Raw genomic sequence first — 21,193 nt, 5'->3', positions numbered from 1 at the left:
CGGAGAGAGCCCCTCACCCGGATCGCTGCGCGACCCGACCTCTCCCCGTAAGAACGGGGAGAGGTAAAAACTACGCCGCCTTGGCGAGCGCGGCCTTGGTCTCGGCGAAGGCCCAGTCGATCCACTGGGTCAGCAGCGCGACATCACTGGCCTCGACGGTGGCGCCGCACCAGATACGCAGGCCGGCGGGCGCATCGCGATAGTAGGCGAAGTCGTAGCCCGCGCCCTCTTTCTCGACCAGCGCCACCAGCTTCTTGCTGAACTCGGCCTGCGCGTCCTCGGAGAGTGAGGTGATCGCGGGATCGGTGAACTTCAGGCACACCGAAGTGTTGGAGCGGATTGCGGCGTCCTTGGCGAGGAAGTCGATCCAAGGCGTCTTAGCCTTCCAGTCGGCGAGCACCTTGGTGTTGGCGTCGGCGCGCGCGATCAACGCCTTCAGACCGCCGATCGACTTGGCCCAGTTCAGTGCGTCGAGATAATCCTCGACGCAGAGCATCGACGGCGTGTTGATGGTCTCGCCGACGAAAATGCCTTCGTTGATCTTGCCGCCCTTGGTCATGCGGAAAATCTTCGGCAGCGGCCAGGCCGGCTTGTAGGTTTCGAGCCGCTCCACCGCGCGGGGCGACAGGATCAGCATGCCATGCGCGGCTTCGCCGCCGAGCGCCTTCTGCCAGGAGAAGGTGACGACGTCGAGCTTGGCCCAGTCGAGGGGTTGCGCGAACGCGGCCGAGGTGGCGTCGCAGATGGTCAGGCCTTCGCGGGTCGCGCTGATCCAGTCGGCGTTCGGCACGCGCACGCCCGAGGTGGTGCCGTTCCAGGTGAAGACGACGTCGGACTTCGGATCGACCTTGGAGAGGTCGGGGATCTCACCGTAAGCCGCGTTGAGCTTGGTGACGTCCTTGAGCTTCAATTCCTTGACGATGTCGCTGACCCAGCCCTCGCCAAAGGATTCCCAGGCGAGCGTGGTGACGGGCCGCGCACCCAGCATCGACCACAGCGCCATCTCGACCGCGCCGGTATCGGAGGCCGGCACGATGCCGATGCGATAATCAGCGGGCACTTCGAGCACTTCGCGCGTCAAATCGATCGCGAGCTTGAGCTTGGTCTTGCCGACCTTCGCGCGATGCGAACGGCCGAGCGCTGCGTCCTTGAGATTTTGGGCATTCCATCCGGGGCGCTTGGCGCAGGGGCCGGAGGAAAAATGCGGCACGTTCGGCCGCGAAGCGGGCTTCGCTACAGTCATCGTCTACCCTTCCAGATAGTAAGCCTCCCGTTGGGGGGAGGTGTCCCGCCGCGGCTGATACGGGAAACGGGAAGAGTCGTCAAGGAAGTTCCGGCGGTTCACGCGCGGGTGATGGCGCCTCCGGTGCGATCTTGGGGGAATCGACCACCGCCAGCGCGTTCAGCAAGCCCGTGGCATCGCTGATCAATTGCGCGGCGCGGCGGCGGCTGCCGACTTTCAAAATGCATTTGTCATTGGCCTGCACGACGTAGTCGTTGCCGACCTTGATCATCGAATAGCTTGTCATCGAAATCCCCGAACCGATCGAGCCCGGTTTCGACGTCCCGTAGCACCGTTCGTTCCTTCACCAACGTGAACGCCGTGACGGTGGTTTATCAGCTCTTAATATGAACGTACGCGCGATCCGATTTCGCTGATCGCGCAAGGCTCATAGCGTGCTGCGTCAAAAGCGGACAGTCATGCCGACGTGACTCGCCGTGAACCCAAGCCGCTTGTAGAAGCGCTGCGCATCTGTTCGCGTCTGATGCGTCAGCAGTTCGACGAGATTGCAACCGCGCGCTTTCGCTTCCGTCACCGCCCATTGCACCAATTGCTCGCCGATGCCGCGGCTGCGGCAATCGGAAGCGACGCGGACGTCTTCGAGCAGACCGCGCAAGCCGCCTTGCGAGCTGAGACCCGGCAGGATCGCGAGCTGCAGGCAGCCGACCACCCTGCCCTCACTCTCGACAACCACAAGCTGGATATTTTGATCGCGCTCGATCCGCGCGAATGCCTCGTAATAGGACGCATGCAACGGGTCTTCCACGCGCTCGCGTGCGCTCCCGAGATGATCGTCGGCGAGCATCGTCACGATCGCAGCAACATCTTCGCGGCGCGCGGGACGAATGGAGACAGATTGGGCGTTCATAAAGTTACTCCTGCCTCAAGCGCGCCTAACGCACCTTGGGTAGCCCGAGAAAGGTCTCGGCTTCGCCGATCCAGCGGCGGATGGCGGCATAGCGACCGAGATCGAAGCCGCCTTCATGCGCGACGCGCGTATAGGCAAGCAGCGAGACGTCGGCAAGCGAAACGTCATCACCGGCGAAGAAGCGGTTTGCCGCCAGATGCTGCTCCATGCGATCGAGCGCCGCGTAGCCGCGCTTGACCTTTTCAGGATCGAGCTCGGAGGCGTCCTTGCCGAGATAGACGAGCTGGAAGCGGCACACCGCGATATAGGGCTCGTGGCTGTATTGTTCCCAGAACAGCCATTCGTCCATCTTGGCGGCAGTGAAGGCGTCGCCCGGAATGAGCGCACTGTCGCGCGCGACATAGCGGATGATGGCATTGGACTGCGCCAGCGTGCGACCGTCGTCGAAAGCGACGGTGGGCACCTGGCCGGCACCGTTCATCTGGAGGAATTGCGGCGTACGGGTCTCGCCCTTGCGGGTGTCGATCTCGATCCACTCGTAGAGCACCGCGAGCTTGTCGCAGACCCACTTCACCTTCAGACAATTGCCGGAATTGCTATCGCCGTAGATCCGCATCGGTGCCCCCGCGCATTCGGCGACAGAGCATCAGGACAGAAGGAACCTGTCAACAGAAAGCGGGCGACTCAGAACTGGTAGCCAATGCCGACGCGGAAGTTATTCAGGCCGACAGTGATGTCCTTCACGTCCGAGAAGCCGACATGCTCCCATTCGCCGCGAACCAGGATGTTGTTGCAGATCGCGTACTCGACACCGATACCGGCCGTCCATCCATACATGAAGCTGTTGGTGCGCAGCTCAGTCTTGTTAAACGTACCCGTGTCAATCGTGACCTGTCGATGGATCGTCGCCGTAACACCGCCCAGGACAATCGACTCGTCATAGTCGTCATGCTTGATGTAGGACACGGTCGCGAATCGCGAAACTTCAGCGCGCCCAATCGCCAGACCGGCGAAGGCATAGGGCATGAAGTCGCCGCCGTCCCAACCGACCCGACCGCGGAAGGTGGCGTAATCCTTCAGCTTTAGCGCAGCACCACCACCGAGTGAAGTGACGTAGGTATAGGTATGGCCCGTTGGCGCCGTCTCACCGTCGAGAATGCGTGTCATGGAATCACTTGCCGAGCTCGATATATTCTTCATGTAGCTGTAATTGGCCTCGACGCCGAACACTGCATCGTAGAGCTGCCAATTGCGGCCGACATAGGCGCCAAACCCGGTCGACTGCACGTGGTTACTCGGCAGCAGCGACCAGCCGCCGACTGGCGCCTCAAGGATGCTGTTGCGAAGCATGAAGTCGGTCATCGTCTTCGGAGCATGACTGAAATCAACATCGGTCGTGGCAAACCCGAACTGGCCGCCAACATAAAAACCGTCCCAATTGTGGGACGTCTTTGACAGCCCGTCGGTGAAGCTACCTCGGAGGATGGGAAGATCGGAGAGATCGGCCGCGTGCGCCGCGGAGACCGTCCCCAACATCGCCGCCGCCAACAAAAGCCTACGCATCGAACGCTCCATCGAACTCGAACTTTCACTCGTGATCATGGCTCGTTAACCTTAACCAATGGTTGCGTAGGAGGCTTTCGTCGCCGCCCGCCATGAAAAATACGCAAAGCAAAACGGCGCGGGATGATCCCGCGCCGTTAAGAAGTCCTAACCGATCAGGCTGACGATCAGCCCTTGGTGACGAGCGGCGGCATGTAGGCCGGCGGGCTGTTGAGATCCCAGCGCACGCCGAGCTTGACGTCATGCGAGGTGAGCTCCTTGATCTTGATTGTGGACGGACCCGAGGCGCTGTTGTCGAACAAGCGGTAGTTGCCGGGCGCAGCATCGCCGAGGTTCATGTAGCTGTAGGCCAGTTCGACCGTGAAGCCGGGGTTGACCTTGTAAGCGAGACCGGCGTGTGCGGCCCAAGCCAGGTTCCACTTTCCGCTGTCGGCGAAGTAGGCGACGCTGGCGCTCGGGGTCGGGGTCAGCGCGGCGAGATATGCAACGCCGTCGTCACGGAAACCGCTAATTTTGTTGTAGGAGCCGCCGACACCGGCGCCGATGAACGGCGTGATGCACCACCAGGTGCCGAGATCGACATAGGCGTTGGCCATGACGACCCACTCCGACTTGCTGCCGCTATAATTGTCCGAGCCAACGAAGCCCGGCCCAATGACGTTATCAGCACCGTGCAGGTTGGCCTTGCCCCGGTATTGGCCGATCACGTCGGTGCGAAACCAGTTGTTGAAGCGATAGCCGACGCCGAGGTCGAACAGCGGTGACGAGTCGAAGCCAAGCCCCTCCGTCGTTTTAGTAAACCCAGGCGCTACCGCGCCGTCGATGCGCTTGGCGCTCTGGTTGGTCATGCCGACGTCGCCGCGCAGGTACCAGCCACCGAAGTCGGCGGGCGGAGCCGGGGGCGCGTACATCGGAGGGGGCGCCGCGATCGGCATGTCGGCGGCGAACGCCATCGAGGAGATCAGGGTTGCCGCACCCGCGGCAAGGAGAGACTTAACGCTACGCATTGGCTTCGTCCTTTTGGCCGGTGAGGCAATACGGCGCCTCACGTTCTGGAAACTCACGGCCCGGACGATGCCAGCAAATGCTTAAGCGCCACTTAACCCTAATTTTTAAGGTTGATTTTTTCTCAACTCGCACGCGCGGGCGTCGCGAGCGTTGCAAAAATGCAGCGCCAAATGCGACGCCGTCGCCGCATTTCCTAACGATGTATGAAGCCGCGTTGCAGCAAGTCAGGATATGTTAACGCGCGTGCCGCGGCAGCTTGGGCAGGAATACCGCAAGCAGGCCGATCGCCGGCAGATAGGCGCAGACCTGATAGACGAACGCGATCGAGGTGTGGTCGGCGAGCTTGCCGAGCACGGCGGCGCCCAGGCCGCCGATGCCGAAGGCGACACCGAAGAACACGCCGGAGATCATGCCGAAGCGGTGCGGGACCAGCTCCTGCGCGAACACGATGATCGACGACGTCGTCGAGGAGATGATCAGGCCGATGATCACGGACAGCACCGCGCTCGCATAGAGCCCGGCATAGGGCAGCGCCAGCGTGAACGGCAGCGCCCCCAGGATCGAGATCCAGATCACGATCTTGCGGCCGAAGCGATCGCCCAGGGGACCACCGAGAAAAGCGCCGACCGCGTTCGCTGCGAGGAAAATGAAGAGATACATCTGCGCGGCTTGCGTCGACACGCCGAAGCGGTCGATCAGATAGAAGATGTAGTAGCTCGACAGGCTCGAGACGTAGAGCTGCTTCGAGAACAGCAGCGCGACCAGCACGAGGAGCGCAACGACGACGCGACGCGAATTCGGCGCGTCGGGATGGGCTTGATCCACCGCCGTCTTCTTCGCCTTGATCTGCGGTTCGTACCAGCGGCCGATGCGCCAGAGGATGAGGATCGCAAGGAAGGCGATCGAGGAGAACCAGGCGATGCTGCCCTGCCCGAACGGCACGACGATGAGCGCGGCGAGCACCGGTCCCATCGAGGTGCCAAAACTGCCGCCGAGCTGGAACACCGATTGCGCAAAACCGTAGCGGCCGCCCGAGGCGAGCCGCGCGATGCGCGCCGACTCCGGGTGAAACACCGCCGAGCCGAGGCCGACCAGAGCGGCGGCGACGAGGATGACGAGATATTGGTGGGCGGCGCTGAGCAGCAACAGACCGAAGAAGGTCGAGGCCATGCCGATCGACAGCGAATAGGGCTGCGCCTTCTTGTCGGTGTAGTGGCCGACCACCGGCTGGAGCAGCGAGGCCGTGAACTGGAAGGCCAGCGTGATCATGCCGATCTGCGCGAAGTCGAGCGCGTAGGTGTCCTTCAGGATCGGATACACCGAAGCGATCAGCGACTGCATGGTGTCGTTGAGGAAGTGCGAGAAGCTGATGCCGGCCAGCACGACATAGGCCGGCCCCGCGGCACTTTTGGCGCCGGGTGCGACGTCGCTGACGAGGACGGGCTCCGTCAGTGTTTCCTCTGAGACGACGACAGGCTTGTTCACTGGAGCATCCCGACGGGCGCGGCAGATTGCCGCGACAAGCTAGTTACGATGCGCGCGGCGACCGATCCACCGCCAAACGCCCATGGCTGGAATGCGCTTCGCCAGATTTCGCGGCCAAACTGCGGCCTGCATGGTTCGAGACGCCCGCCTGTGGCGGGCTCCTCACCCTGAGGGTACGTCTTCACCTGGAAACAAAACCTCATCCTGAGGAGCCCGCGACAGCGGGCATCTCGAAGGATGGCTGCGAGTTCAGGCCGCGGCGTTCCCGAGCGCCGAGACGATGGTATCGACGACGTCCTCGACCAGGATGCGATCCTCGCCCTCGCCCATGACGCGGATCACCGGCTCGGTGCCGGAGGAGCGGATCAGCAGGCGGCCATGGCCGTTGAGCCGCTGCTCGCCGTCGGAGATCGCCGATTTGACGTCGGAATTGTCGAGCGGCTTGCCGCCCTTGTGACGGACGTTCTTCAGGATCTGCGGCAGCGGATCGAAGCGGTGGCAGACTTCCGACACCGGCCGGCGCAGCTTCTGCACGACGGCAAGCACCTGCAATGCGGCAACGAAGCCGTCGCCGGTGGTGGCGTAGTCGGACAGGATGATGTGGCCGGACTGCTCGCCACCGAGATTGTAGCCGCCGTTCAGCATCTGCTCGAGCACGTAGCGATCGCCGACCGGCGTGCGCACGAGATCGAGCCCCTGCGCATTAAGGAAGCGCTCGAGCCCGAGGTTCGACATCACGGTGGCGACGATGCCCGATCGCGACAGCCGGCCGTCTTCCTTCCAGCTCTGCGCGATCACCGCGAGCAGCTGGTCGCCGTCGACGATGTGGCCGCGCTCGTCGACCAGGATGACGCGATCGGCGTCACCGTCGAGCGCGATACCGATGTCGGCGCGCATCTCGCGCACCTTCTTCGACAGCGCTTCCGGCGAGGTGGAGCCGCATTCCTTGTTGATGTTGAAACCGTCGGGCTCGACCCCGATCGGGATCACGTCGGCGCCCAGCTCCCATAGCGCTTCCGGCACCACCTTGTAGGCGGCGCCATTGGCGCAATCGACCACGACGCGCAGGCCGTCGAGCGACAGATCGCGCGGCAGCGTGCGCTTGGCGAATTCGATGTAGCGGTCATGCACGCCGTCGATGCGGCGGGCGCGGCCGAGACTGGCGCTCTGGGCGAGACGCTTGTCGATGGGCTCATCGAGCAGCTGCTCGATCTGCTTCTCGACGTCGTCGGAGAGCTTGAAGCCCTGCGGCCCGAACAGCTTGATGCCGTTGTCCTCGAACAGATTATGCGAGGCGGAGATCATCACGCCGAGATCGGCGCGCATCGACTTGGTCAGCATCGCGACCGCGGGCGTCGGCATCGGGCCGACCAGCAGCACGTCCATGCCGACCGAAGTGAAGCCCGCGACCATCGCGTATTCGATCATGTAGCCGGACAGGCGGGTGTCCTTGCCGATCACGACCCTGTGGCGGTGGTCACCGCGCTGAAACGCCAGGCCTGCGGCCTGGCCGACCTTGAGCGCGAGCTCCGGCGTGATCAGTCCGTTGGCGCGGCCCCGGATCCCGTCCGTCCCGAAATATTTGCGGCTCATATCGTCCCCCACGCAACAACCAGGGATCCCCAGCGCAACCTCCGGGTGCCCAAGCGGGACCCGCATCCCTGATTTGCTGAGGTCTTATAGAGCCATCACGGCTAACTTGGCTTCAAAAAATATGATGAATCATTACGGAACCGGGCGGCTCCCGGCCCCGATAACGTCTTGTTAACATTATATTTCCGTTGAAGATACTGGAACAGGGCGGAACCGGCACCTAGTCCGAACGCTTCACATGGCCGTCCGCGCGGCTCGGCGCCGGCTGGGTGACACTGACGGGATCGGAGCCCGGAAAGGTCTCTTGCAGACCCTCCTCCAGCGCTTCCTCGAGATCATGCTTCTCCTTGATCTCCTCCGGCGTCGGTCCGGTGTGCGGCCTGGTCATGGCGCCCTCCTCTCCACAAAGGATTTGCAAACGATTTGGCTGTGCATCCAACCATGCTAGATGACCCCTCGATCTTCCGATGCAAGAGTCTTCCCATACAAGACTCTTCCGACAAGACGGGCCGGGAAACGTTCATGAAGCACATCACCTGTATCGACGATCTTCGCACACTGCATCAGCGCCGCGTGCCGAAGGCGTTCTTCGATTATTGCGACCGCGGCTCCTACGCCGAGGAAACGCTGCGAGCCAACCGCGAAGACATGCAGGCGATCAAGTTCCGCCAGCGCATTCTGGTCGACGTCTCCAAACGCGACACCGCGACCACGATCCTCGGCGAGCCCTCGACCATGCCGCTAATCCTCGCGCCGGTGGGCCTGCTCGGCATGCAGCATGGCGATGGCGAGATCCATGCCTGCCGTGCCGCGCAAGCGGCCGGTATCCCGTTCACGCAGTCGACGATGTCGATCTGCTCGATCGAGGACATCGCGGCCAATGTCGAGAAGCCGTTCTGGTTCCAGCTCTACGTGATGAAGGACCGCGGCTTCATCAAGGAGTTGATCCAGCGCGCGATCGCGGCGAAATGCTCCGCGCTGGTGCTGACCGTCGATCTCCAGGTCATCGGCCAGCGCCACCAGGACATCAAGAACGGCATGACGATCCCCCCCGAGTGGACGATGTCTAAATTTCTGGATTTCGCCACAAAGCCCGCGTGGGTCTCCGGCGTGCTGCGGGGCAAGCGCCGTACCTTCGGCAACATCGCCGGCCACGTGAAGAACACCGAGGACCTCAATCGCCTCGCCGAATGGACCGCCTCGCAGTTCGACACGTCGTTGAACTGGAAGGACGTCGAGTGGGTCCGCAGCATCTGGCCGGGCAAGCTGATCATCAAGGGCATTCTGGACGTCGAGGACGCCGAGGAAGCCGCCAAGACCGGCGCGCAGGCTCTCGTCGTCTCGAACCATGGCGGCCGTCAGCTCGACGGCGCGCCGTCATCGATCGAGGTGCTGCCCGAGATCGCCGAGGCGGTCAGTGACAGGATGGAGATCATGTTCGACGGCGGCATCCGCTCCGGCCAGGACGTGATGCGCGCGCTCGCGCTCGGCGCGAAGTCCTGCATGATCGGCCGCGCCTACGCCTATGGCCTTGGTGCCGGCGGCCAGGCCGGCGTCGCCAAGGCGATCGACATCATCCAGAAGGAGCTGCTCACCACCATGGGCCTGTGCGGCGTCAACCGGATTGACGAAATCGACGAACATATCATCGCGATGTGAACCGCAGCGGCAGTGCCGTAGGGCGGGCAAAGCGAAGCGTGCCCACCAATTCGCAAATCTTAGGGTGGGCACGGCGCTTCGCGCCTTTGCCCACCCTAAGATTTCAGCGTTCGCCCTCACATCGGCGGCGTCACCCCATCGCGGCCGACATTCACCCGGTTGGCCTCAAGCGAACCATCGTCCTTCTTCACCGCGCCGAAAATGATCAGCTTGGCGCCGGGCTTGAGCTCGGATTTGTCGCTGGCGACGAAGGTGACGATCGGCGTGTCCGGCGGCACCACGACTTTCTTCTCGCCGTCCTTGTACTTGACCGTGATGTTCTGGCCGTCGGTGCCCTTCACCGTCTGCGCCACGGTGGCGTTGGTCATGGTCGAGTTGGCGCGCGCGTCCCAGGGACGAAAACCCTCGGCCGCGCCGCGCTGGTTTTCGGGGAAGATGTGCACCGCGATCGCCTTCTGGGTGCCGTCGGGCTCGGGCAGGCCGGTGACGCCGATATAGGAGCCGTCCTTGATCTCCGACAACGACGTCTTCACCACCGCGAAGACGGCGACGTTGTCGGTCATGCGCACCTTCACGTCGGTTCCTTCGCGGGTCTTGATGCCGAGCGTGTTGCCGTCGACGCTCTCGATGGTGCCGCGGATGCGGACCGTCGGCGTCTGCTGCGCCAGGGCGGATGACGTGACGATGCAGGCGGCGAACGCGGCCACGCCGAGGCGTGATATCCAGATTCTCTTCGACATGTTGCTATTCTCCATTTACATCGGCGGCGTCAGGCCGTCGCGGCCGACGCTGACGCGGTTGGTTTCGAATGAGCCGTCCGGCAGCTGCTTCATGAAGGCGATCACCTTGGCGCCGGCCTTCAGATCGGATCTGTCGCCGGGGACAAAGGTCACCACCGGCGTATTGTCGGCGACGAACACCTTCTTCTCGCCGTCCTTGTACTTGACCAGCAGCGTATGACCGTCATTGCCGACCACGCTCTCCGACACGGTCGCATTGGTCATGCTGGAATTGGGCTTGAGGTCATAGGGTCGCGAGCCCTCGCCGGTGCCGCGCATGCTCTCCGGAAACACGTGCACCTCGACCGCGTTCGCGCCGCCGTCCGGTCCCGGCACGGTGGTGGCGCCGACGAAGGAGCCGGGCTTGATGTCGGCAAGTGAAATCTTCGTAATGCCCGACACGTTCACGTCGGAGGCGATGTGCAGCTTGACATCCTCGCCGCTGCGCGCCTTGACCTGCATCGTGTCGCCATTGACGCTTTCAATCGTGCCTCGCACGCGCGTCGGCACCGGCGCCCTTTGCGCAAGGGCCGAGAGGGTCGAGACGGCCACCATCGCGACGGCGATGAGCGGACGTGTGAAAGTTGCACGTTGAACAGACATGATGGTCTCCGATTGCGCCCTATTGTCCCCACGGACATAGAACTCCGGAGATTACGCGCTATTCTCTCAAGTCTTTGTGAGATCGGCCTCGACCAGCGCACGCAGCTCGGCCGTGACCTGCGGCCGCTGGCCGAACCACAGCTCGAAGCCGCGGACCGCCTGATGCAGCAGCATGCCGAGCCCGTCGGCGGTCTTCAGCCCGCGCGCCTGTGCGGCCGCCAGCAGCGGCGTCACCAGCGGGACATAGACGAGATCGGCAATCACGGCGCCATCCGGCAGGCGCGCCACTTCAAGGTCGAGTGAAGGCTGACCGTGCATGCCGAGCGAGGTCGTGTTCACGAGAAGTTTTGCACGCGGCAGAATGTGGTCGATGCCATCCCACGCAACAGGATGCACCTTCGGCCCGAACTGCCTTGCAAGCATCTCGGCCCGGCCGACGGTGCGATTGGCGAGATGGACGCGCTTGATGCCGCGTTCAAGCAACCCGAACACGATGGCGCGCGAGGAGCCGCCGGCGCCGAGCACCAGCGCCTCTTCGGCTGCGTCCCAGCCGGGCGCGCTGGCATCGAGATTGCCGATAAAGCCCTCGACGTCGGTGTTGGTCGAGCGCAGCTCGCCGTCTGCAAACCAAAGCGTGTTGGCCGCACCGACCGCTCGCGCGCGGGCATCGGGCGTCGACAGCTCGAGCACGCCTTCCTTGTGCGGGATGGTGACGTTGGCGCCGACGAAGCCGCGCAGCGACAGCCGCAGGACGAAGTCACGCAAATTATCGGGTGGAACCGCCTCGATGACATAGCCGCCCTCGATCCCGAGCGTGCGCAGCCAATAACGATGGATCAGCGGCGAGCGCGAATGCGCGGCCGGCCATCCGATCAGGCAGGCTGCGGGAGCCTTGGTCACGGTCGTCCTCCCCTGGGGTCGTTTCGGAGGCGATCCATTTCGTGTCCCGCAGGCGCTGTCAAGCGCGCGGGGCGTCTCGGGAGAGGCTCGACGTCAGGTCGTGCCCGCCTCACCACCCGCGGGCAGCGCCGCGCCGCCCTTGATGTCGGCGACCGCACGCGCGATGGTCTCGCGATAGCGCGCGCGTGGCGGCGTGACGCCATGGGTGAGCAGCGCACGGCGGACCGCAGGCGACGCCCCTGTGATGAACAGCCGGATGCCCTGGCGGTGGGCCTTGGCGGCGACGCGGCCGAGCACGTTGGCCGCGGTCGAATCCAGGAACGGCACGTCGGCGAAATCGACCACAAAACCCTTGCGCTTGTCGGCGATGCCGTCGAGCACACTGCCGATCGCCGAGGCCGCGCCGAAGAAGAACGCGCCGGTGATGCGATAGACCAGCACGTCGCGATCGACCGCGAGTGCGGGGTCGTAAGGCACGCGCCCGCCATTATCGTCATCGGGACGATCGGCGGCCACCAGTGGCGATCGTTCCTCGATGCCCGTCATTTCCGCCATGCGATGGATGAACAGGACCGCGCCAAGCGCGAAGCCAACCAGAATGCCCTCGGTCAGATCGCGGAAGATGGTGAGCAGGAAGGTTGCGAGCAGCACGACGGCATCGCCCCATGACGAGCGAAGGAGCGTCGCGAATTCGTGCTTCTCCGCCATGGTCCAGGCCACCACGACGAGCACGGCGGCGAGCGCGGCCAGCGGGATGTAGCTCGCGAGCGGCGCTGCGATCAGCATGAACAGCAGCAGGAAAACCGAATGCAGCATGCCCGCGAGCGGCCCCCGCGCGCCGGCGCGGATGTTGGTCGCCGTGCGCGCGATCAGCCCCGTGACACAGATGCCGCCGAACACCGCCGCGCCGACATTGGCGGCACCTTGCGCCACCAGCTCGCAATTGGAGCGGTGACGGCGTCCGGTCATGCCGTCGGCCACCACCGCCGACAGCAGCGATTCGATGGCGGCGAGCAGTGCGAAGGAGATCGCATCGGGCAGCACGGCGGTCGCCTTCGCGAGCGAGAATGCAGGCAAGGCTGGCGAGGGCAGTTCCCGCGGAATGCCGCCGAAGCGCGATCCGACGGTCTCGACCGGCAGCGACAGCACGGCACATGCGACCGCCGCGAGCACGACCGCGATCAGGATACCGGGCCAGGACGGCAGCCAGCGTCGCAGGCCGGCGATGATGGCAATGCTGACGATCGCAACCGCGACGGCCGACGGATTGACGGTGTGCAGGCCCCCGGCAAGCGCGACGAGTTTCGGGACGAATTCGCTGGGCTCCTTCGCGAGGAGCGTGATCCCGCCGAGATCGCGCAGCTGGCTGGCGAAGATGATGACGGCGATGCCGGCCGTGAAGCCAACCGTCACAGGATATGGAATGAACTTGATATAGGTGCCGATCCGCAGGAAGCCCGCAGCGATCAGGAACAGGCCCGCCATCAGCGTGGCCAGGACCACGCCGTCAACCCCGTGACGGTCGGCGGTCGCCGCAACCAGCACAATGAAGGCGCCGGCCGGACCGCCGATCTGGAATCGGCTGCCGCCGAGCAGTGACGCAATGAAGCCGCCGACAACAGCGGTGTAGAGTCCGCGGTCCGGCGTCACGCCCGAGGCGATCGCGATCGCCATCGACAACGGCAGCGCGACGATCGCGACCGTGAGGCCCGCGAACACATCGGCACGGAAATCCGATAAGCCATAGCCCTCGCGCCATACGGTGACGAGCTTTGGCAGATAGAGTTCGGTAAAGGTCGGCCGACGAGGCTGGTGCAGCTTGCCTGCGTGTTCGCCTGTGATGCTCATTTCAGCAAAATGCTCCGCTGCCCACAACGCTCCGATGCATCGTGCGGCGCGTATCGGGGCGCGACGGTGCGTTAGTTAAGACTGCTCCCGAGCATGATCATTGCGGGATCATGCTCCCACCCGACGCGGCGGCCCCGGCTCCTTGAGCCGAACGCCACGTCCGCCGCCTTCGCTGCGCGCCTGTTCGCCGATCAGCTCGACGCCGGCGCGATCAAAGGCTTCGACCACTTTCATCAAGGTCTCGACCACGCCGCGGACATTGCCGGTGCTCGCCTCCATCCGCTGAATGGTCGGCAGCGAAACGCCTGCGAGCTCCGCCAAGGCCCTCTGGTCAATGCCGAGCAGCGCACGCGCTGCCCGCATCTGGAACGACGTGATCACCTTGGCCTCACGTATGAAAGATTATAAATGATGTCTGGAGCATGCACAATGATGTAAAATACATCATAAATGACCGAACGCAAGGGGAAGCTCGCCATGCGAGCCATCCGTCTCCACCGTCATTGCGAGGAGCGAAGCGACGAAGCAATCCAGAATTCCTCCGCGGAAAGACTGGATTGCTTCCGCCTTCGCTAAAGCTTCGGCGGACAAGTCGCTGCGCTCACAATGACGGTTGGGAGGAGCAGCGTGAGTCCAACCTTCGCCACGCCCATTGTGAAGCCCGTCACCCCACCCCTCTCCCCGTAAGAACGGCGAGAGGGAGTGAGACGGTGATGCGTCCCTTACTTCGGCAGACCGATCACGCCGCGTGCTGATGCGCTGCGATGATCTGGTCGGCGGCGCGCCCCGTGACTTCGGCCATGTGGTCGAACTGGCGGGTGAAGCTGCCGGCGCCTGCCGTGGCCGAGCGCAACTCAACGATCAATTCGCCGATCTCGGCTTCCGGCATCATGGCGCGGACGCAGTCCCATCCGCTCCAGCCGTCGCGGGTGTCGAAGCCGAGGATCTGGCCGCGCCGTGCCGACAGAATCGCATTGATCTTGGCGGTGGCGTCGGTCGGGCAGACGATCTCGACCACATGGATCGGCTCCAGCAGCACCGACTGGCATTGCGGCAGGCCCTCGGTGAGCCCGACCCGCGCCGCCGTGCGGAAGGCGAGGTCGGAGGAATCCACACTATGATAGGAGCCGTCGGTCAGCGTCACCTGCAAATCGGTGACCGGGAAACCGAGCGGGCCGCGGGCGAGCCCGTCGATGACCCCCTCTTCCACCGCGCCGATGTAGTTGCGCGGGACCGCGCCGCCGACCACCTTCTCGGCGAACTTGAAGCCCTCGCCGCGCGGCAGCGGCCTGATGTCGAGCACGACATCGCCGAACTGGCCATGCCCGCCAGACTGTTTCTTGTGGCGGCCGCGCTGGACGATCGGCTTGCGGATGGTTTCCTGATAGCCGATCGCGGGGGGATGCGAAGCGACCTTGACGCCGAAACGATCGCGCAGCCGCTCGCTCGCGACGCGCAAGTGCATCTCGCCCTGACCCCACAGCACGGTGTCGTGGGTCTGCGCGTTCATCACGAAGACGAGCGAGGGGTCCTCCTCGTGCAGCCGCATCAGCGCCTGGCCGAGCTTGACGTCGTCCTTGCGGTCGGTGGCCGCAACCGAGATCGCGAGCACCGGCGGAGTGGGTTCTACGGCGGTGAGCGCTGCCGGCTGGATCTTGCCGCTCGACACCGTGTCGCCGGTCTTGATCGGGTCGAGCTTGGCGAGCGCCACCGTATCGCCGGCTTCCGCCGCGGTACGCTTGGTGTCGTAGGCCCCGGTGACGGCGAGGATGCCGGAGATGCGGCTGGCCCCTCCGGAGGAGGCTTGCAGCGTGGCACCGTCGTCGAGATGGCCAGCGAGCATGCGCGTCAGCGACAGCTTGCCGCCGTGCTGCGAATGCAACGTCTTGAAGACGAAGCCGAGGGCGTCCCTCGTTTCGGGAACGCCGAGACGTTTTGCCGTTTCCGCGATACCGGGCGCCTCGTGGCGCAACGCTTTCATCAAACGCAGCACGCCGTTTTCGCGTGCGGCGGCGCCCAGCAGCACGGGGCAGATCAGCCCGTCGCGCAATTCGCGGGCGAGATCGTCGAACACGGCATCGCGCGGCGGCTGGATGTCCTCGAGCAGCTGCTCCATCAGCGCATCGTCGTGATCGGCGAGCTTCTCCAGCATCGAAAAGCGGGCCTCCTTCTCGCGATCGAGATCGCCGCCTTGGAGCGCGACCACTTCGGAGGCCTTGTGCTCGCGGTAAATGAACGCACGCTCCAGCGCGAGATCGACGAAGCCCTCGATCAACTCGTCCTTCCAGATCGGGATCTGGCGCAGCACCAGCGGTACGCGCGAGGCGGGCTGGAGCATCTCGAGCGTCTCGCGGATGCGCTTGTTGGCGCGGTCGATCTTGTTGAGGAACAGGAAACGCGGGATCTTCAGCTCCTCCAGCTCGCGCAGGATGATCTGAAGCTGCGGCAGCTTCTTCTCGTCGGCTTCGCAGACCACGATTGCGGCATCGACCGCGGGCAGCGCGGCGCGCATGTCGTGGGCAAATTCGACGGAACCGGGACAATCGAGGAAGGTGTAGCTGTCGCCCATGAAACTCGTGGTGACGGCAGTCAGCCCGACGGTCATCTTGTGATGACGGGCCTCTGGCGTGGCGTCGCCGACGGAGGTTCCGGCATCGACGCTGCCGGCGCGCGGGATTGCGCCCGTTCGCGCCAGGATGGCTTCGAGAAGTGTGGTTTTACCGCTTTGGAAAGGGCCCACCAGCGCGATGCACCGTGGACCTCGGGGACTTCTGACGTCTTGTCCCATTCGCCGCCTCCTTGGTGTGGAGCTCGGCCCATGATTGGGTCGGCAAACGCTGATGCTCTGCCCGTCCCCGAGATTTGGCAAGCATCAAAAATCGCTGCGGTGCGTCGTCGGTATTTCCTCCTCTCCCGGAGAGAGGTTGAGGAGGAGCGCTTCGGCTGGCGCCGAGTCTCAACGTCCCGGGCGGAGTTCCAGGCTCTCGAGGCCGGCGGCGACGTTGAGGCCGACCTGGCCCTGCACGCTGAGCGGCTGGAGCGCGATCGAATTGTTGGAGCCGCCGACCAGCACGTTGCCGCCGAGACCGACACCGACCGAGGCGCTGCCCTGCGCACCGGCGTAGTTGCCGGCGAGGTCGCCCGGGCCGAGCCGGTTCACCGGCGCGAACACGCCCCACGCCAAAGCCGTCTCCTGTGTGATGCCGATATCCAGACCGACCTTGCGGATCGTCGCAACGTAACGGTCGTCCGGCAAACCATCGACGCGCAGCACGCAACCGAGATGGGTCACCGATCCCACGATGAAGCCCACGCTGGCGCCGCCGCGGCATTCGAGCACGCCCACCTGCACCATCCGCGATTGCGCGCTGGCGCCCGTAACGGAGGCGACGAGGCTCGCAACGGCAAGCCCGGCGAGGAGGAGTGAACGGCGCATGAATATCTCCGGCGATGAATGTGATGCGAGCATGGAGGCGCGGCACACGCCGCGCGATGGTCTATGCCACAACAGTTCCGGTGGCGCCAGATCGTGCAGACTTGAAAGAAAAAGGGCCCGCATTGCGCGGGCCCTTTGATGTCACTTCATGTCTGTGAGTTCAGCGCAGATTGCCGCAGAAGCGCTGGATGCGCTTGCAGGCGTCTTCGAGGTCCGAGGTCTTGGTCGCGTAGGAGATGCGGAACGCGGGGCCGAGGCCGAAGGCCGAACCCTGCACCACGGCGACGCCTTCGGTCTCCAGCAGTTCGGTGACGAACGTCTCGTCATTGTCGATCACCTTGCCCGACGGCGCGGTCTTGCCGATGGTGCCGGCGCAGGACGGATAGACGTAGAAGGCGCCCTCGGGCCGCGGGCACTCGATGCCCTTGGCCTGGTTCAGCATGGAGACGACGAGATCGCGGCGCTCCTTGAAGACCTTGTTGTTGGCGGGGATGAAGTCCTGCGGACCGTTCAGCGCCTCAACCGCGGCCCATTGCGCGATCGACGACGGGTTCGAGGTCGACTGCGACTGGATCGTCGACATCGCCTTGATGAGCTGCGCCGGACCGCCGGCATAGCCGATGCGCCAGCCGGTCATGCAATAGGCCTTCGACACGCCGTTCACGGTGAGCGTGCGGTCGTAGAGTTTCGGCTCGACCTGCGCGACCGTGGTGAACTGGAAGTCGTCATAGACGAGGTGCTCGTACATGTCGTCGGTCATCACCCACACATGCGGATGCTTGACCAGCACGTCGGTGAGCGCCTTCAGCTCGGTCCTGGTGTAGGCAGCTCCCGTCGGGTTCGACGGCGAGCACAGGATCACCCATTTGGTCTTCGGCGTGATCGCGCGCTCGAGTGCCTCGGCCTGGAGCTTGAAGCCGGTCGCGGCGGTGCAGACCACCGGCACCGGCTCGCCGCCGGCGAGCGCCACCATCTCGGGATAGCTGACCCAGTACGGCGCGGGGATGATCACCTCGTCGCCCGGATTGATGGTTGCCATCAGCGCGTTGTAGAGCACCTGCTTGCCGCCGGTGCCGACGATGATCTGGTTCGCCTTGTAGACGACGCCGTTCTCGCGCTGAAACTTGGCGATAATGGCTTCCTTCAACTCGGGAATGCCGTCGACCGCGGTGTACTTGGTCTTACCGGCTTCGATGGCGTGGATCGCGGCCAGCTTGATGTTCGCGGGCGTGTCGAAGTCGGGCTCGCCGGCGCCGAGACCGATGACGTTGCGGCCCGCCGCTTTCAGCGCACGTGCTTTATCCGTGACCGCGATGGTCGCGGACGGCTTCACACGGTCGAGCGCAGCGGCAAGGAAGGACATCGTCATCTCCTGACAAGCGTCGTGAACCCTTTGGCTTCACGACTCCGATTGTGGGAATGAACCACCCTAAAACGAGTGCCGTTGCACCGCAAGAAACTTCGGTCCGATCCCGCAAAAGTTTACGTGTCTGGCGTTTCGAGCCGCGATTTCCCGCAATATTCCGTAACTTTGCCGCGCAAACCCCTCATATCCGACAACGCGTGTCCTCGGAGCAATTTTGCGGCCTTCGCGGGCTATGAAACGAGAACGTCGTCATGCCCGGGCCTGTCTCGCCTGCGCGGCCGAAGCCGCTTCGGCGAGGCGAAGGCCCGGGGCATCCACGTTCTTCGTGCCGTGTGCAGCGCGTAGATGGCCGGGACAAGCCGGGCCATGACGATGCGGAAGCTTCAGTGCCCAAAACGCGACCGCGGTGCTCGCACACGATCGCGTCGAGCAACGCACTTGCGCGTTGACGCAAGCGTGAACTGAGTTGGATGGTCGCACGGAAATGATCTTCCGCCGCATTGCAATGCGGTAGGGTTTTCGAGTTTTTCTATTGGCCGGGTCTTGCGGCGGATTCGCATCGGCATCATTGTTTAGCCGCGTTGCGGGGCAACAAGCGCCGCGCCCTCCCGTCGTCCGGAATCATCCCCAGAATGTACAAGCTCTATTCGATGCAGCGCTCGGGCAACAGCTACAAGGTCCGCCTTGCGCTGGCGCTGCTGAACTTGCCTTACGAAGCGGTCGAGGTGGACATTCTGCGCGGCGAGAGCCGCACCCCGGACTTCCTGGCCAAGAACCCATCCGGCCAGGTGCCGCTGCTCGAGGTCGGCGACGACCGCTATCTCGCCGAGTCCAACGCCATTCTCTGGTACGTCGCCGTCGGCACGCCGCTCGCGCCGGAGAACCGCATCGATCGCGCCGACGCGCTGCAATGGATGTTCTTCGAGCAGCACGCGCTGGAGCCGAACATCGGCGCGGCCTATTTCTGGCTGTCGCTGGTGAGGGGCGGCCGCGACCTCCAGACTCATTCGCTGGAGGACTGGATGGAGCGCGGCTATGGCGCGCTCCAGGTGATGGAGAATCATCTCAGGACCAACGCCTATTTCGCCGCCCGCCAGCTCACGGTCGCCGACATCGCGCTGTACGGCTATACCCACCTCGCCGACCGCTGCGACTTCGACCTCTCGACCTTCCCGGCGATCCGGGACTGGCTGAAGCGCGTGGAAGCGGCCCCCGGCTACGTCGCAATGGACTGGCGGCCGGCCGACATCGAGGACCCCGCCAGCATCGCTGCTGGTGCCTGAGGGGCGATCACGCTCTGGCAAATAGCGGGCATAAAGGTCACCATTGCCGCAATCTCGCCATTTTCGCTCGATTGGCCGCCGCAATATTGCCGATTGCAACAGTGAAATTGTTCGATGTCGCGGGTGATTCGCTCGCGCGTTGAAGGATTTAGACCATGATTCGGGCGTCCGGCACGGCAGGCTTTCAGGGCCCACCCGCTACCGTTTCGTCTTCCCGGCTGACCAACGCGGTCGCGGCCTCGCTCGCCGTCGCCGCGCTCTCGCTGTGCCTGATCGTCACCCTGACGGTGCTGTCGACCAAGGCGACCATGGCGATGGGTCTGCCGGTCTGATTCCCGCTTCATCCTGGACCCGCCTTCAAGGCGCCGCATGGCCCGCGCCGACCGGCATCGCGACAGGACGTCGATGAAATCACCTGTGGTCATCGTTGCAATCACCCTGACCGCGGCCATCCTGGTCGCGGCATCGCTGTTGATCTTCGTCGGCACGCGCAAGGGCCAGGGGACATCGAAGCTGAATGCGCCCGCGCTGCAACAACGTCTCAAGCACGCGCACTTGGTCTAAAATCATCCGAAAGCTTTGCGCGAGACCCAAAGCGCACCTTAAGCACACCGCGCGAACCGCATCGCAATGGCGCAATATTCGGTCAGTGTTGCCGCCTTACCTCGTTCACGAAGGAGCGAGACAGGCCCATGCGGTTGGGATGGCGTGCGATCTCCGGTCCGGCGCTGACGGCAGCGACTTTGCTGCTGACGATGTTTTTCGATCGCTTCGTCCCCGCTTCCTCCCCCGCGCCGCTGCTCGTCTGCATCGTGGCGCTCGCCGGCGCGCTCTCGGGTCCCGCTTCCGCCGTCGCCAGCGCAGCCATCGCCGTCATCGGCGCGGCACTGCTGCTCCTCAGCCGGCACGGCGTTGCAGGCCTTACCACGGCGGATATGATCCAGCTCGGCCTCCTGGCCGCGACGGCCGCGGGCACCGCAGGCATCACCGGCCTGATGCGCCAGCGGCTGCTCGGCACGTTTGCCGCCGAGCGTCGGAGTCACGCCATCGCCGCGCGGCTGTCGGCCGCGCTCGACCAGGTCGATATCGGCATCGTGCTGCTCGATGCCGAGACGCGCGCCGAATTCATCAACCGCGCGTTCCGCGATTATTTTGCGGTGCCGGACGACATCGCCGACGGCAAGCCGCCGTTCGTCGCGCTGATGTATCACGGCCGCGACACCGGCGCGTTCGAATTGCCCGAGGACGAACTCGGCACCTTCATCGCTCAGCGCATGGAGATGGTCCGGATCGGCGATGCCACGCCGATCAACATCGCCTTGCGCAATGGCGAGGTGTTGCGCTTCGTCTGTGCCGCGCTGCCCGACGGCGGCCGCATGCTGAGCTACACGCCGGTGACCGACCTCGTGCGCCACACCGATGCGCCGTCCCGCGCCGACTACTACCGCTCGCTGCGCGATCCCGCGGGCCGCAAGCTGATCCGGTATCTGCGCGTCGCGGAGTGATGCGCGATTGATCAG

The 21,193-nt window shown here is 64.2% G+C and carries 22 protein-coding genes; 5 read left to right on the top strand and 17 right to left on the bottom strand.

Annotated features, from left to right (window positions below; genetic code table 11):
• Positions 1–70: 70 nt before the first annotated feature.
• From BcanWU425_RS07410 to BcanWU425_RS07370, 9 genes are all read right to left on the bottom strand, one after another.
• Positions 71–1,243 (bottom strand): phosphoserine transaminase, encoded by a 1,173-nt coding sequence (locus tag BcanWU425_RS07410; RefSeq protein WP_085348790.1) that lies wholly within the window; start codon positions 1,241–1,243, stop codon positions 71–73.
• A gap of 79 nt (positions 1,244–1,322) precedes the next feature.
• Positions 1,323–1,514, bottom strand: coding sequence for a hypothetical protein (locus BcanWU425_RS07405; RefSeq protein WP_231190264.1), 192 nt, complete (start codon positions 1,512–1,514; stop codon positions 1,323–1,325).
• Positions 1,515–1,685: 171 nt separating this feature from the next.
• Positions 1,686–2,150, bottom strand: a complete 465-nt coding sequence (locus BcanWU425_RS07400; protein ID WP_204512348.1) for a GNAT family N-acetyltransferase — start codon at positions 2,148–2,150, stop codon at positions 1,686–1,688.
• A 25-nt stretch (positions 2,151–2,175) separates the two neighbouring features.
• On the bottom strand, positions 2,176–2,766 hold the full coding sequence (locus tag BcanWU425_RS07395; protein WP_231190261.1) for a glutathione S-transferase family protein: 591 nt from the start codon (positions 2,764–2,766) through the stop codon (positions 2,176–2,178).
• 68 nt (positions 2,767–2,834) lie between these two features.
• The gene (locus tag BcanWU425_RS07390) at positions 2,835–3,713 is read right to left on the bottom strand and encodes an outer membrane protein (protein ID WP_231190258.1); all 879 of its coding nucleotides are present in this window, start codon (positions 3,711–3,713) and stop codon (positions 2,835–2,837) included.
• 167 nt (positions 3,714–3,880) lie between these two features.
• Complete coding sequence (locus BcanWU425_RS07385) at positions 3,881–4,720, bottom strand: outer membrane protein (RefSeq protein WP_204512350.1); 840 nt, start codon at positions 4,718–4,720, stop codon at positions 3,881–3,883.
• A 235-nt stretch (positions 4,721–4,955) separates the two neighbouring features.
• Positions 4,956–6,206, bottom strand: a complete 1,251-nt coding sequence (locus tag BcanWU425_RS07380; RefSeq protein ID WP_204512351.1) for an MFS transporter — start codon at positions 6,204–6,206, stop codon at positions 4,956–4,958.
• A 249-nt stretch (positions 6,207–6,455) separates the two neighbouring features.
• On the bottom strand, positions 6,456–7,799 hold the full coding sequence (glmM, locus tag BcanWU425_RS07375; RefSeq protein WP_018453554.1) for a phosphoglucosamine mutase: 1,344 nt from the start codon (positions 7,797–7,799) through the stop codon (positions 6,456–6,458).
• Between the two features lie 220 nt (positions 7,800–8,019).
• A complete protein-coding gene (locus tag BcanWU425_RS07370) occupies positions 8,020–8,187 on the bottom strand; it encodes a hypothetical protein (protein WP_231190255.1) in 168 nt (55 codons plus the stop codon).
• Positions 8,188–8,321: 134 nt separating this feature from the next.
• On the opposite strand from BcanWU425_RS07370, the gene BcanWU425_RS07365 reads away from it, so the two are divergent.
• Complete coding sequence (locus BcanWU425_RS07365) at positions 8,322–9,458, top strand: alpha-hydroxy acid oxidase (protein ID WP_204512352.1); 1,137 nt, start codon at positions 8,322–8,324, stop codon at positions 9,456–9,458.
• A 116-nt stretch (positions 9,459–9,574) separates the two neighbouring features.
• Here BcanWU425_RS07365 and BcanWU425_RS07360 read toward each other — a convergent pair whose 3' ends face one another.
• The 8 genes from BcanWU425_RS07360 to BcanWU425_RS07325 all read right to left on the bottom strand — a co-directional run bounded on the left by BcanWU425_RS07360 (position 9,575) and on the right by BcanWU425_RS07325 (position 18,387).
• Positions 9,575–10,198, bottom strand: a complete 624-nt coding sequence (locus BcanWU425_RS07360; protein ID WP_204512353.1) for a hypothetical protein — start codon at positions 10,196–10,198, stop codon at positions 9,575–9,577.
• A gap of 15 nt (positions 10,199–10,213) precedes the next feature.
• Positions 10,214–10,840 carry a hypothetical protein gene (locus tag BcanWU425_RS07355; RefSeq protein WP_018453550.1) on the bottom strand — a complete coding sequence of 209 codons (627 nt, stop codon included), beginning with the start codon at positions 10,838–10,840 and terminating at the stop codon, positions 10,214–10,216.
• Positions 10,841–10,906: 66 nt separating this feature from the next.
• On the bottom strand, positions 10,907–11,740 hold the full coding sequence (locus BcanWU425_RS07350) for a shikimate dehydrogenase (protein ID WP_204512354.1): 834 nt from the start codon (positions 11,738–11,740) through the stop codon (positions 10,907–10,909).
• A 93-nt stretch (positions 11,741–11,833) separates the two neighbouring features.
• On the bottom strand, positions 11,834–13,588 hold the full coding sequence (locus BcanWU425_RS07345; RefSeq protein WP_018453548.1) for a SulP family inorganic anion transporter: 1,755 nt from the start codon (positions 13,586–13,588) through the stop codon (positions 11,834–11,836).
• 108 nt (positions 13,589–13,696) lie between these two features.
• Positions 13,697–13,969, bottom strand: a complete 273-nt coding sequence (locus BcanWU425_RS07340) for a helix-turn-helix domain-containing protein (RefSeq protein WP_007614761.1) — start codon at positions 13,967–13,969, stop codon at positions 13,697–13,699.
• Between the two features lie 358 nt (positions 13,970–14,327).
• On the bottom strand, positions 14,328–16,376 hold the full coding sequence (locus BcanWU425_RS07335; protein WP_204512355.1) for an elongation factor G: 2,049 nt from the start codon (positions 16,374–16,376) through the stop codon (positions 14,328–14,330).
• 168 nt (positions 16,377–16,544) lie between these two features.
• The gene (locus BcanWU425_RS07330) at positions 16,545–17,024 is read right to left on the bottom strand and encodes a DUF992 domain-containing protein (RefSeq protein WP_026232551.1); all 480 of its coding nucleotides are present in this window, start codon (positions 17,022–17,024) and stop codon (positions 16,545–16,547) included.
• Positions 17,025–17,184: 160 nt separating this feature from the next.
• Positions 17,185–18,387, bottom strand: a complete 1,203-nt coding sequence (locus BcanWU425_RS07325; protein ID WP_007596745.1) for a pyridoxal phosphate-dependent aminotransferase — start codon at positions 18,385–18,387, stop codon at positions 17,185–17,187.
• A gap of 635 nt (positions 18,388–19,022) precedes the next feature.
• On the opposite strand from BcanWU425_RS07325, the gene BcanWU425_RS07320 reads away from it, so the two are divergent.
• The 4 genes from BcanWU425_RS07320 to BcanWU425_RS07305 all read left to right on the top strand — a co-directional run bounded on the left by BcanWU425_RS07320 (position 19,023) and on the right by BcanWU425_RS07305 (position 21,178).
• On the top strand, positions 19,023–19,673 hold the full coding sequence (locus BcanWU425_RS07320) for a glutathione S-transferase family protein (RefSeq protein ID WP_018453545.1): 651 nt from the start codon (positions 19,023–19,025) through the stop codon (positions 19,671–19,673).
• A 155-nt stretch (positions 19,674–19,828) separates the two neighbouring features.
• Positions 19,829–20,005 (top strand): hypothetical protein, encoded by a 177-nt coding sequence (locus tag BcanWU425_RS07315; protein ID WP_007614766.1) that lies wholly within the window; start codon positions 19,829–19,831, stop codon positions 20,003–20,005.
• A gap of 37 nt (positions 20,006–20,042) precedes the next feature.
• Entirely contained in the window at positions 20,043–20,237 is a 195-nt protein-coding gene (locus tag BcanWU425_RS07310) for a hypothetical protein (RefSeq protein ID WP_018453544.1), read from the top strand.
• 128 nt (positions 20,238–20,365) lie between these two features.
• On the top strand, positions 20,366–21,178 hold the full coding sequence (locus BcanWU425_RS07305) for a PAS-domain containing protein (protein ID WP_085360574.1): 813 nt from the start codon (positions 20,366–20,368) through the stop codon (positions 21,176–21,178).
• The last annotated feature ends 15 nt before the right edge of the window (positions 21,179–21,193 follow it).

Origin of the sequence: Bradyrhizobium sp. WU425 (assembly GCF_021052305.1) — a bacterium.
GTDB classification, from domain to species: domain Bacteria; phylum Pseudomonadota; class Alphaproteobacteria; order Rhizobiales; family Xanthobacteraceae; genus Bradyrhizobium; species Bradyrhizobium canariense_D.
The sequence above is the reverse complement of the archived record's forward strand: the minus strand, read 5'-3'. Positions and strand labels throughout refer to the sequence as shown.